At 44.7% G+C, this 12260-nt stretch carries 11 protein-coding genes; 10 read left to right on the top strand and 1 reads right to left on the bottom strand.

Going from position 1 to position 12260, the window contains the following annotated elements; genetic code table 11:
- Positions 1-12: 12 nt before the first annotated feature.
- Positions 13-330: an ArsR/SmtB family transcription factor gene (locus A7975_RS07085; RefSeq protein ID WP_065384608.1), complete on the bottom strand. Its 318-nt coding sequence runs from the start codon at positions 328-330 to the stop codon at positions 13-15.
- A 184-nt stretch (positions 331-514) separates the two neighbouring features.
- On the opposite strand from A7975_RS07085, the gene A7975_RS07080 reads away from it, so the two are divergent.
- The 10 genes from A7975_RS07080 to A7975_RS07035 all read left to right on the top strand — a co-directional run bounded on the left by A7975_RS07080 (position 515) and on the right by A7975_RS07035 (position 12259).
- Entirely contained in the window at positions 515-961 is a 447-nt protein-coding gene (locus A7975_RS07080; protein WP_065384607.1) for a MarR family winged helix-turn-helix transcriptional regulator, read from the top strand.
- Between the two features lie 73 nt (positions 962-1034).
- The gene (locus tag A7975_RS07075; RefSeq protein WP_065384606.1) at positions 1035-2321 is read left to right on the top strand and encodes an NAD(P)-binding domain-containing protein; all 1287 of its coding nucleotides are present in this window, start codon (positions 1035-1037) and stop codon (positions 2319-2321) included.
- Between the two features lie 187 nt (positions 2322-2508).
- Positions 2509-3606 carry an endospore germination permease gene (locus A7975_RS07070; RefSeq protein ID WP_141680213.1) on the top strand — a complete coding sequence of 366 codons (1098 nt, stop codon included), beginning with the start codon at positions 2509-2511 and terminating at the stop codon, positions 3604-3606.
- Positions 3603-5081, top strand: coding sequence for a spore germination protein (locus A7975_RS07065; protein WP_065384605.1), 1479 nt, complete (start codon positions 3603-3605; stop codon positions 5079-5081). The genes A7975_RS07070 and A7975_RS07065 overlap by 4 nt, the downstream gene beginning before the upstream one ends.
- The gene (locus A7975_RS07060; RefSeq protein ID WP_065384604.1) at positions 5078-6223 is read left to right on the top strand and encodes a Ger(x)C family spore germination protein; all 1146 of its coding nucleotides are present in this window, start codon (positions 5078-5080) and stop codon (positions 6221-6223) included. The genes A7975_RS07065 and A7975_RS07060 overlap by 4 nt, the downstream gene beginning before the upstream one ends.
- Before the next feature lie 233 nt (positions 6224-6456).
- A complete protein-coding gene (locus tag A7975_RS07055; RefSeq protein ID WP_065384603.1) occupies positions 6457-9495 on the top strand; it encodes a family 43 glycosylhydrolase in 3039 nt (1012 codons plus the stop codon).
- 173 nt (positions 9496-9668) lie between these two features.
- Positions 9669-10199: a GNAT family N-acetyltransferase gene (locus A7975_RS07050; protein WP_369688903.1), complete on the top strand. Its 531-nt coding sequence runs from the start codon at positions 9669-9671 to the stop codon at positions 10197-10199.
- A 208-nt stretch (positions 10200-10407) separates the two neighbouring features.
- On the top strand, positions 10408-11247 hold the full coding sequence (locus tag A7975_RS07045; protein ID WP_255314193.1) for a sensor histidine kinase: 840 nt from the start codon (positions 10408-10410) through the stop codon (positions 11245-11247).
- Complete coding sequence (locus A7975_RS07040) at positions 11244-11888, top strand: response regulator (protein ID WP_053376429.1); 645 nt, start codon at positions 11244-11246, stop codon at positions 11886-11888. The genes A7975_RS07045 and A7975_RS07040 overlap by 4 nt, the downstream gene beginning before the upstream one ends.
- A gap of 20 nt (positions 11889-11908) precedes the next feature.
- Positions 11909-12259, top strand: a complete 351-nt coding sequence (locus tag A7975_RS07035; RefSeq protein WP_065384601.1) for a c-type cytochrome — start codon at positions 11909-11911, stop codon at positions 12257-12259.
- Position 12260: the final 1 nt, after the last annotated feature.

Here is a 12260-nt window from a genome sequence, read left to right as displayed (position 1 = left end):
GAAAGCTGCTCATTAATTGCAACAATCAGGACGCAACTTCCCAAGCTCTTCTTTCATCGATGGAAGTTCATCCACGATTGCACGAAGATAAGGCTTGTCTTCGATATTCAAAGAATAGTAAATCCATTGTGCGCGCCTAGTTTCATTGACCAAACCGCCCACTTTTAATTTCTTTAAATGCTGGCTTACATTAGGCTGTGTCGTTTCTAAAATAGCGACGATATCACAGACGCATAATTCTTTTTCTTTAAGCATGGCTAGAATAGTAAGGCGAGTTTTGTCAGACAACAATTTTAAAGTTTCGGAAAGAGAGTCGATCGGTTGTTTCATCAAATCACTCCTGTATCGGATTAGAATGCGTACATCAAGCTAGCTCTTCCTGTGCCATTTCTTCTCTCGCTAATATACTCCGCTTTTTAATATAAGTAAAGGATTATATAAGTATGAACGAATATAAAAAACAACTTGCATATTACAAGTAAATCCGTTATAAATAGAACAGGAGGTATGAATAATGAACAATCCACGTGAGCTACTGCAAATCCTTGCAAGACAGTTTGGTTTGTTAAGCAAGAACTGTTGCCAGATCGGCGGGCAAGATATATCGATCATACACAGCCATATCTTATACGAAATTAACCGCCAGTCCATGCCGTCTATGCAATTGGTCGCTGATACGCTTGGTGTAGACATCACCACCTTTAGCAGGCAAATACAATCATTAGTAAAAAGGAAATTAGTAAAGAAAACAGCATCTCCCGAAGATGGAAGAGTGTATTTGTTGTCACTTACTACGGAAGGAAAGTTCGTAGCGGGTTCGATTGATAAAATGATGACGGATTATCTTGACGAGGTTTTTTCATTTATGAATGAGTTTGAGCGAGATACGGTGCTTCGATCCATTCAATTGCTTAACAGAAGCATGCAAAAATCAAAAATGTGCTGCACACCGATGGGGTAATAGTTGGCCTCATCTGTTTTTTGGACAAATACTTGCAATATGCAAATAAAATTAAATCATTGGAGGCATTTATATGAAAAATCAATTACCGGTAGCCATCATCGGAGGCGGGCCAATAGCTCTGGCAGCCGCAGCTCAATTAACGATAAGACAAATACCGTTTGTTCTTTTGGAACAGGGGAAATCGGTTGGCGCATCCGTACGGGAATGGGGGCATATCCAAATGTTCTCGCCTTGGGAATATAACATCGATTCTGCTGCGAGGGAGCTTCTTCTTGCAGAAGGATGGAGCGCTCCAGCCGCGGAAGAGCTGCCCACCGGCAAACAATTGTTTGAACATTATTTAAAGCCTTTATCTGAGTTAGCTCGGTTGCAGCCTCATATGAAAACAGAATCGCGCGTGATTGCCATTCACCGAAAAGGTTTCGATAAGATGAAAACCTCAGGCCGCGAAAAAGCGCCTTTCGAAGTCGTCTATCTGCACAATAGTACCGTGAATCGTTTGGAGGCTGCCGCGATTATGGATGCTACGGGAACTTGGGGCACGCCTAATCCGGTTGGCGTCAGCGGTGATTATGCAGATAGGGAGATGGATTTGCACGCATCTATTTATTATGGAATTCCAGACTTAAAAGGCGCTCATTCTGCACGTTACGCCGGCAAAACCGCAGCTGTCGTAGGGAGCGGGCACTCGGCTATCCATACCGTTCTTTTGCTCCATCATTTGAAGTTAACGAACCCAACTACGGAGATCCATTGGATTTTGAGAAAACAAACGATTGAGGAAGCGTTTGGCGGAGGAGAAAATGATGGATTTTCCGCGAGGGGGGAGCTGGGGATGCGCGCGTCTCAGCTCGTACGGGAAGGTGCTGTGAATGTGCATGCCCCGTTTCATATCCACGCTCTGGAGAGAGAAGGTAATCAGCTAAATATAGTTGAAGCCGATGCTTCGATAAAGGGTTTTGATGAGATTATCGCGGCAACGGGAGCAAGACCGGATTTTTCTTTCCTTCGAGAGCTTAGGTTCGAAGCGGATTCATCGATTGAATGCGTTCCTAAGCTAGCTGAACTCATCGATCCCAACATTCATAGCTGTGGTACGGTAAGGCCGCATGGCGAAGCAGAGCTGAGACAGCCGGAGCAGCATTTTTATATCGTTGGGGCCAAGAGCTATGGGCGTGCGCCTACCTTCTTGTTAGCAACGGGATATGAGCAGGTTAGGAGTATCGCAGCTTATTTAGCCGGAGACAACAACTCCGCGCTCGACGTGAAGCTCCATTTGCCAGAAACAGGCGTTTGCAGCATTTCAAAAGCTAAGATCACACTAAAAGCACCAAATTCCTGCTGCGGACCGGAGTGAAGCCTGCGGCAAATCAATTTCGTAAGGGCTGCTTATCAGCAGCTCTTTTTGCTGTGCAGACTAACAGGTGCGAAGAAGCATTTCGCTCGTTTCCAAGCTAAAGCAACAGTATCGGAATAGAAAAATGAAAAAAGTACCAAAATAGAGTAGCAGCTCATGCTTTGTACAGATATGGATGTGATAAAGATTGATATCTTCGAGCAATAAAATTAATTTTGTACAAGTATTTATGATGTTTGCTTTGATGAACGGTTTAGCCAGCCATGTGATCGTAAATCCGATGATTTTATCGGCGTCAAAGAGGGATTCATGGATTACGGTTTTAGCTAGCGGAGCGTTCTTCCTCATTTGGATTCTATTATTAGTGTGGCTGATGAACCGTACTGGACAGCAGGAATGGAAAAAATGGTTATCAAGAAGGACATCACCTTTTGTCTCCTGGCTGCTCATTTTGCCTGTTTGCATACAAATGTATTTGATTGGCGGAATGACGGTCGTTCATACCGCTACTTGGCATATTACAAATTATTTGCCATCAACGCCAAAGATGCTGTTAGTTATTTCTTTGGTGTTATTTTGTACAGCCATAACTTTGTGGGGCATAAGAGTTATAGCCGTCGTAGCCGGCGTATTGCTGCCGATTGTCGTCTGTCTAGGCATATTTGTAAGCACCTTTAATGCACCGATGAAAGATTATGCGCTTCTGAGGCCAATATTAGAGCACGGGTGGGAACCCGTTTGGGATGGGATGGTTTATTCCGGAGCCGGCTTCGTGGAATTATTGGCTTTGATCGTGCTTCAGCATCATTTGAAGTCGAAAGTTCGTTCGTGGCAATTGCTTCTGTATGGACTTTTCTCAATCGTGATATCGCTGGGTCCGATTATTGGCGCGATCACAGAATTTGGGCCGTTAGAGGCCGCGCATCAGACGACATCACCTTATGAGCAGTGGAGACTAGTGAAAATTGGGCAATTTATCGAGCATCTTGACTTTCTATCGATCTTCCAGTGGCTATCCGGTGCAATCATCCGGATAAGCTTATCCGTTTTTTTATTTGTTGAGCTGCTTTCGCTTCGTCAAGCGCGCAGTCGCTACATCGCTATTTGTGCCATTATGGCAAGCTACATGATTTTGTCGCTATTTCCGGTGAACGAATATTCCTTCTATTTGTGGATGGTTCATTATTATATGCCTCTTTCGTTAGTTGTCTTGTTGTCCATTTCTTTCGTATGGATGATTATCGCCTTGTTCGCAGGATCTGCTCCAGAGGAGGGCAAAACATGACTGAACCAATAAAGTCAAAAACAGAGAGCTGGAATGAAGAGACCATTACGTCGCTCTTCGCGGGGTCTTCCGATGTAAAAATTCAGGCTTGCCCGTTTGGAGAAGAGGGCAGAGCGGTAGTCGTGATCGTATACGCTGAAGGACTTAGCAATACTGCGGATATCGGAAGGGTCATTTTACCGGAGCTGAATCGGTTATTTAAGGAACAAGGCTCGTTCAATGATCCGATTGCCCATTTGTCGAATGCGCTCTCGATAACGGAATTGGCAGAAGCATCTTCAGAGACATTAGCGGAGTCTCTTTTTCAAGGCAATCTTCTGCTTGTTTTTACAGATGAGAGCAAGGTAGCTTACGTGAGCATTGCTGATCGGCCAACGAGGCAGCCCTATGAATCGAGCACGGAAATTTCCGTCAAGGGACCAAGAGATGGTTTCGTTGAAGATATTACCGTCAATATTGCCTTAATCCGCAAACGTCTTCGCAGTACTTCGCTCCATGTCGAGAATGTTACTTTGGGAAGGAGAACAAAGACGCAGATCGGCATTCTCTATTTTTATGACATCATTAATCCCGCCATTTTGAACGAGGTGCGCAGCCGCCTAAATAAGATCGATATTGATGGGGTATTCAGCATCAGCCATTTGGAGGAAATGTTGTCCGATTCCAAATTCAAGCTATTGCCCATTATGGATTTTACGGGAAGGCCGGATTATGCCGTTCAAAGCTTGTTATCGGGCAGAGTGGTACTTGTTGTAGATGGATTGCCGATGGTGCTAATTGCGCCAGCGGGATTAACCTTTATTTTAAAATCGCCGGAGGACGCTCATTTCAACTATGCATACGTTTCTTTCTCACGAATCATTAGGGGCATCAGCCTATTTCTGTCTATCTTCCTTCCCGCGATATGGGTTGCGCTTATGTCATTCCATCAAGATCAGATTCCGTTTCAAATGATGGCGACCATTTCCGTTACCCGGCTTGGGCTTCCGCTCTCTTCGCATATGGAGATGTTTCTCCTGTTAATGCTGCTTGAAATATTCAGAGAGGCGGGGGTACGGCTTCCGAACGCAATTGGCCAGACACTGACCTCAATAGGCGGGCTCATTATTGGCGATGCAGCGATTCGCGCAGGTCTAGTATCCCCATCCGTAGTGGTTGTAGGAGCTATTACGGCGGTATCGGGCGTGACGCTGGTCAATCAGACGTTAAGTACGCAGGTCAGCATTCTGAGACTGTTCTTTTTTTTCTTATCGGCGATTCTGGGCATGTACGGTGTCATCCTGGGAATGATTTTGCTCGTTGGTTACATGGGCTCGTTGAAGTCGTTTGGCGTAAGCTACTTGGCGCCATTCTCACCGCTTTCAGTCAGAGAAATGATCATTTCGTTCTTAAGAGTGCCATGGGATCTGATATCGAGAAGACCTCTTGGATTAAATACGGTCGATAGCGATAGGAAGAAGGAGGATACGGAATGAAGGTGTTCCGGACTTTGGCTATCCTTTTGTCCAGCATTCTTATTTTAAATGGCTGCTCGAAGACGCCGGAAATTCAAAATATGGCCTATGCGACGGCAATCGGCGTTGACTTTGATAAAGGGAAATGGATCGCTTACGCTCAAATTTTGAATTTTGCGAATATCTCCCATAGCGAGCAAGTCAATATTGGCAAACCGGTTCCGATCTGGGTCGGCAAGGGCAAGGGAGATACGCTGGCACTGGCGCTAACGGATATCAGCAGAACATCCCAGCTGCATGTATTTTGGGGGCATGTAAATGCGGTGGTCATGACGGAAGCTGTCCTCAAAAAAGGGGTCACCTCCGTTTACAGCGCAATTAATCGGTATAGGGAAGTGCGGTACAACATTTTGATCTATGGTACAAAACGGGAGCTTCCGGAAATCTTAACGCAAAAATCGCTGCTGAATTTATCGCCGCTTTCTACGATTATGTTCACGGCGATGCAGTCTGATTCACCATACTCGATCATTATGCCGGTGACAGGCAATCGCATCATTGCAAATTTGAATGAACCGGGCGAACCGGGCTTGATCCCATCCATCGATATTGATGCCAAAGATTGGACCGAGGATCAAAAGGCTAAGCCGCTGTTCAACTTATCCGGCGGCTATTTTTTTCAAAAAAATAAAATGATTGGATGGATGTCCGAGAAAGATTTGCAAGGAATGAGGTGGGCAGAAGTAAAGCTGGAGCGAATGCCGCTTCAAGTGGACGTTAATGGGTCGCCAGCAGCCGTCATTATGTGTATGACTCCTAAAATGGTCATTCAACCGGCAAGCATCAAAGGAGATGTTAAATTTAATATAGAAGTGGATGCCAAGGGTTACGTGATTGAGCTGCTGCAGGATGTTCCAATGGATCAATTGAAGCGGCAAGCAATTGAAACGATTCGCAAGGAGATTATAACCACTCATCTCAAAGCGATTAAGGTTAAATGCGATCCTTTCCGGCTTCGGGAGTCGCTGTATCGTTCCGATCCTTCCGAGTTTCATCGTTTGTCCCGTGCGAATCCGTTTTTTTTGACCGATGGTTCGATAGGTGACATTCATGTGGATATCCATTTAATGAATACCGGCAAATATAAAGGGACAGAGCGCTAGCCTATAGAATGAGCTTATATCATGATGAACAGGACGTTAAAGTCTCTGTTCTTTTTTTGCTTGAAAAAAAGGATAGAAAATCGTAAAAAAGGTCGGGATATTACAAATATATAATTTTAAAAAGGTGATAAGCTTTAGGCACACAGTTAAATAAGGAGGAAATCGTATAAGGAAAAAAACAGTGATACATAAGCGTTTTACCGATAGAACATGAGTGATTAGGAGGAACAACGATGAAAAAGATTTTAGGAATATTCATGGCCATCATCTTATTTGCAGGCATGATTAACCTGCCTACGAATGCCCATGCCGCTGATCCTAATATGGATGGTCATGGATTGTTAGGCGAATTTTTTAAATGTGTAAAAAACCCTAATAATCGTGAAGATATTTCGGTATTTACCTTTGACGATTTTCGGGGGGACAGAGCGGTCGCTAATTTAAATGGTGATTCCTTTGGAAGCATTTTCAACCAACTGACTGGATCGCCCGACTATAATACGGCACGTTTTACAGGAACGATCGTACCCCAATATACAGAAGACTATACTTTCCATATGGTAGGCGATGACGGATTCAGGCTTTGGGTTAATGGCGAGTTGATCATTGACTTTTGGCAGCAAACATGGGAAAAGCCGCAAGTGAGCGTTCCCGTTTCTTTGGAAGCAGGCAAGCATTACGATATTAAAGTCGAATATTTACAAGGCTGGGGAGGCACATGGCTTCGTATGGAATGGGAGAGCGCAAGCCAGAGCAGAGAAGTCGTACCGGAATCAGCCCTTTATTTGCCGCCAGACCGTTTGATTACAACTAAAAAAGGCGATTTGACAGCAGAAATTCAAAAGATCGATTATTTAACTGGAAATTTTGCCGACAAAGTTAATGAAAGCGCATTAAATAGCTTGAACGGGGCAAAAACGATTGCGGAAGAATTGCTTGGCACGATTGACGGCAAAGAAATAAGCGATCGGGAAAAGGTGCAATTATTAATAGAAGCGATTGAAAGCTTGTCTATTGCACGCTCCGATTTTATGAAAGAGATGGGTGTTACGAGCTCGACTATATCTGATAAATTTAACAACCCGTTATATCAAGGGCAGGACCCTTTTGTAACGTATAAAGACGGCTTTTATTACTTCGTGTCCTCTAGCAACTTAGACTCTAACAATAAAGTTTATGTATCGAAATCAAGGACGCTGATCGATCAGGGCGAGAAGGTCATGGTCTATGATTCAAAAGGTGACCAAACTCGTATATTCGCACCGGAAATCTTTTTCTTCGATGGCAAATGGTATATTTATTACTGCGCTGACTTAAAAGAATTTGGCTATCAGCATATGGCTACCGTATTAGAATCCGTAACCGCTGACCCGCAAGGGGCATACGTGGATAAAGGCGCATTATATGCAGGCGAAAACGGCGTGTATAAACAAGCAAACGATTTTACGGTATTTGAAAATAAAGGGAAGCTGTATGCGGTATGGGGCACCTTAGGCTCCGGGGAGCCCATTGGACCCGCAATCGCACCAATGGATAACCCGTATACGATTACGGCAGACCGCTCGTTTTTGCCGGGTGGCGGCGGGGAAGGTCCGCGCGTTCTGCAAAGAGACGGAAAAGTATTTATTACGATGTCAGAAGGCGACTATGCTTCCGACGGTTATCGATTATCATATTTTACGAATACGGACGGGGACTTCTTGAATCCAAGCTCGTGGACTCGCACAAATGATGTGTTCGTTGCAACCGGCGATGTATCTGGTCCAGCGAGAGCAGGTTTTGTCAAATCGGCTGACGGCAAGGAAGACTGGATGATTTATCATTCTCGTGTCTATCAAGATACGGGACGTAACTGGTGGCGCCAAGTCAATGTTAAGAAAATAGGCTGGAATGCCGATGGAACGCCACATTTCGGCCAGCCGGTTTCTCCTTATGAATGGCAGCAGCTGCCTTCCGGCGACTTGGGACTTGGGGACATGTATCAAGCAGAGGATGCTATTCTATATGGTGAGATTACAAAAGACAATAGCCATAAAAATTACCAAGGAACAGGCTATATTCACTTGCCCAAAAAAGCAGGTACTGAAGCAAGCTTTGTTGTAAATGCAGAGGAAGCAGGCGATTATATCGTAGGCGTGAGATATGCTTATGGTGTACAAGTGGACGGGGAATCCACAAATAATCCTACTACGCAGCTGCCTGCGAGAGCCAAAATCAATGTTTATGTAAATGGCAAGCATGTAAAAACAATCGCACCGGATAAAACGGCAATCAGCTGGGATGAATGGTTTACAGGTTCCGAGCGATTGGATCTAGAAGCGGGCAAAAATGTGATCAGCTACCGTATTGATTCGGATAGTATAGGCGATCTGAATTTGGACTTTGTGACGATGTATAAAGCGGATGTTCCAAATCAAACTTCTCCTGTCGAAGGCGATTTAGCAGGTACGCTAACAGGTTCAGCTCAAGTTCAGCTTGGCGGCAACGTCGAAGTGAACTATGGACTAACCCATGTATCGGCGGGCGCGGATGACGCTATTTTTGCCCAGGATCTAATATTCAACTATGATTCCGATAAGTTGGAATTTGTTTCAGCCCAATCGTTAAAGGAAGGTCTTATGGTCGTTGAATTCAATACGGATGTCCCTGGCCAAGTACGTATGCTAGTGGCAAGCCAAGGGGAAGATAACGCCGTTACGACCGATGGGGATCTGATTAAACTTAACTGGAAGGCGCTCAAAGAGACAGCGAAAACAAGTGTTACACTCACGAAAGCGTTAATTGCGAATGCTGCGGGCGTGGAGACGCCACTCGCTCCTGTCACGTATAACGTTCGAGTCACTGGCACTGTTGATTTGAACAAAGAAGCATTAAATGCGTTAATTGCTCAAGCACAGGCTGCTGTGGATGCCGCGGCAGAAGGCAGTGCGCCGGGACAATACCCTCTCGGTTCCAAAGCAACGATGCAAGCGGCGATCGATGCAGCCAAAGCGGTATCGGACAGCGCAACTAGCCAAGCCGCAATTGATCAAGCTGTGAGCATTCTTAATCAAGCGCTGCAAACCTTTAAAAATGCGGTCAATCCTGCCGTGTCGGGAGATATTAACGTAGATGGAAAAGTGACCATTGGCGATCTCGCCATTGTAGCGGCCAGCTACGGCAAAAATTCGACGAGCCCGGATTGGCATTTGATCAAAAAATCAGATGTTAACAACGACGGTATCATTGATATTGCTGATCTAGCGTTTATTGCAAGGACGATTCTGCAATAATGCAAGGTGTATCGATCGGTCTCGAAAGGTCTGCAATGACCTTTCGAGACCTTTCTTTTTTTTCACAGCGAGCGGATTTCCATAGTACGATATAATCAATACTGTTAATCTGAAAGTGAACAAAAAGAAACCGTACTCTGGTAAAATGGAGTTACTGCCCACGCTTTTACGAAATGAACTTTGTACTAGCTGTGAATCGGCTCTGCCAGTCAAATGCTAATGAATATTATGAAATGCGAAGAGGTGCGATACGTTTGAACATTAGAACTGCTACAATTAATGATCTTGAAGGAATTGTGCGTTTATTGGTTGATGATGAGCTGGGAGTAAGCCGGGAACAATATGAATTGCCATTGCCGCAAGCTTACATAGATGCTTTCTCGGAAATCCAAAAGCAGGATGGAAATTCGATTGTAGTTGCCGTAGAAAACGAAGAGGTCATTGGCTGCCTGCAGCTTACCTTCATACCGGGACTTGCTCGACTCGGAATGAAAAGAGCTCAAATTGAGGGAGTTCGTGTGGATAAGCAATATCGGAGTAAAGGTATTGGAGAAGCTCTTTTTCGCTACGCTATCGATATCGCAAAGGAAAGCGGCTGTGGACTCGTCCAATTAACCACGGATAAAAAACGCAGCGATGCCCATCGATTTTATGACCGATTAGGATTTGTTTCCAGCCACGAGGGCATGAAATTAAGCTTATAGGCTATTAAACATGATGCTGAAAAATGTTGGCCACCCCGCGGGGTGGTTTTTTTGTTTATCTGCACCAGTGGATGATTTGTGACATTTGAGCCTTGTTAAGGAGCATTATTTATCAAGTAGCTCTAACGAGTCATGTGCGATCATGGGGGAATAAGAGACAATAGCTTTAGCGCAAGCGAAGAATGTCATCGATTCGCAAAGGAGGCTATTGGAGCTGTATAAACAAATCAAATGGTTAATTCTTATTATCCCAACATTAACGATCTGGATTTGGGAGTTCGTCCGGCATGAATACCTGCTTCCCTATCTATCCATGGACGCTGGCAATTGGCTGTCGCCGTTAATTGTGTTTCTAATCACATTGCTCCTCTTAACAAAGCTTTTTGCTATTTTGGAAACGATTCAAGCAGAGCTGCAGCATTCGAAGCAGCTGCAGGCGGCGCTGCAGGAGCGTGAAAATCTTGCTAAGGAGCTGCATGATGGCATTGCGCAGTCCTTATTTTTAGTCTCTGTCAAGCTAGATCAGGTTAACCAAAACAAGGAACAAAATGAACAGCTGCTTTCCATAAAGAAAACCGTGCTTGAAGTGAATGAATATGTGCGCCAATCGATTGCTCATTTAAAATATCCGCCAGAAGCCGTAACCGTGCCTGGGGAAAATTCAATCAGCGATCTTATCAATGAGATGCATCTGGATTCAAAGGTGAAAGTCGAGTACAAATGGCCAATAACAGAGATTGATTTGACCGTGAAAGAAAAGTTAGGCTTGTACGAGTTTCTTAGAGAAGGCTTGCGTAATATTAGAAAACATGCGGAAGAAGCGAATCATATTCGTATTCGTTTAGAGACGAGGGAAGCGGGCTGGCGATGCGTGATTACGGATAACGGCTTAGGGTTTGCCGGCAATCCTTTGTTGAAGGAAGGCAGCTATGGTTTGAAATTTTTAAAGGAAAAAACGTTTGAACTGGGCTGGGAGCTGGATTTGAGAAGAGAATCGGGCAGAACAACACTGTCAGTCTTAAAGAAAAGGCAGGTGGAGCAGCGATGAACCAACAATCGGTACGTGTCCTAATCGTAGATGACCATCCCCATGCGAGAGAAGGCATGAAGGAAATTCTTAGCGGAGATTCCTTGTTTGAAATCGTAGGAGAAGCGCAAAACGGCGAGGAAGCTATTTTTTGGACGGAGCAGGTTATGCCGGATATGATTTTAATGGACATTAACATGAAGAACAAGGGCGGTCTGGAAGCAACGAAGGAAATCAAATCAAAGTTCCCTTATGTGAAAATCGTGATGGTAACGGTGTCCGATAATATAAGTCATCTGTTTGAGGCCCTTAAGAAGGGAGCGCAAGGATATTTGCTCAAAAACTTGAATCCGAGCGCATGGCTGGAATATTTAAGAGCGGTCGCATTTGACGAGGCGCCGATGTCGCAGGAGCTTGCCCAGCGCCTTTTAAGCGAATTTTCCCGAATCGAAAAACCAAAGGTTGAGGAATCCCCATTAACCGCAAGAGAGAAAGAAATTTTATCGTTGGTTGCAAGTGGGATGTTGAACCGGGATATCGCTGCGGAGCTGATTATTTCTGAGCATACGGTCAAAAATCATTTGAAAAACATTTTGCAAAAGCTGCATTTGGAAAACCGGGTCCAGCTTGCCAGATATGCTTATGAACGAGGATATTATTAACGGTAGGAGGTTATTTGATTATGCGTAAATTAAAATATGTTTCGGCATTATCTGTTATTTCGTTTGTATTATTGCTCTCCGCTTGCGGGGAGGCAACGACCAGCGATAAGCCGGCTAGCGGCAAAGGTGAAGGCGAGAGCGTGGAGAGCAGCGAAGGGGAGGCGCTATACAAGAAAATGTGTATTTCTTGCCATGGCAACGAGCTGCAGGGAAGAGCCGGCCCGAACTTGCAGAAGGTTGGAGCCAGACTAACGGAGGATGAAATAATCGAAATCGTCTCGAATGGCCGCAAGGGTATGCCGAAATTCGGAAAAAGCATTTCGGCTGAAGAAATACAAAGTCTAGCTACATGGCTTGCGGAGCATAACTGAT

Source organism: Bacillus sp. FJAT-26390 (assembly GCF_001682865.1).
Lineage (GTDB): Bacteria > Bacillota > Bacilli > Paenibacillales > Paenibacillaceae > Pristimantibacillus.
Note: the sequence above shows the minus strand (reverse complement) of the source record. Positions and strands in the feature narration are given on the sequence as shown.

Coding starts and splice junctions, on each gene's coding strand:
- A7975_RS07060 (WP_065384604.1), top strand. CDS start 5,078: ATGAAGGTGTTCCGGACTTTGGCTATCCTTTTGTCCAGCATTCTTATT.
- A7975_RS07040 (WP_053376429.1), top strand. CDS start 11,244: ATGAACCAACAATCGGTACGTGTCCTAATCGTAGATGACCATCCCCAT.
- A7975_RS07065 (WP_065384605.1), top strand. CDS start 3,603: ATGACTGAACCAATAAAGTCAAAAACAGAGAGCTGGAATGAAGAGACC.
- A7975_RS07080 (WP_065384607.1), top strand. CDS start 515: ATGAACAATCCACGTGAGCTACTGCAAATCCTTGCAAGACAGTTTGGT.
- A7975_RS07075 (WP_065384606.1), top strand. CDS start 1,035: ATGAAAAATCAATTACCGGTAGCCATCATCGGAGGCGGGCCAATAGCT.
- A7975_RS07085 (WP_065384608.1), bottom strand. CDS start 330: ATGAAACAACCGATCGACTCTCTTTCCGAAACTTTAAAATTGTTGTCT.
- A7975_RS07035 (WP_065384601.1), top strand. CDS start 11,909: ATGCGTAAATTAAAATATGTTTCGGCATTATCTGTTATTTCGTTTGTA.
- A7975_RS07055 (WP_065384603.1), top strand. CDS start 6,457: ATGAAAAAGATTTTAGGAATATTCATGGCCATCATCTTATTTGCAGGC.
- A7975_RS07050 (WP_369688903.1), top strand. CDS start 9,669: ATGAACTTTGTACTAGCTGTGAATCGGCTCTGCCAGTCAAATGCTAAT.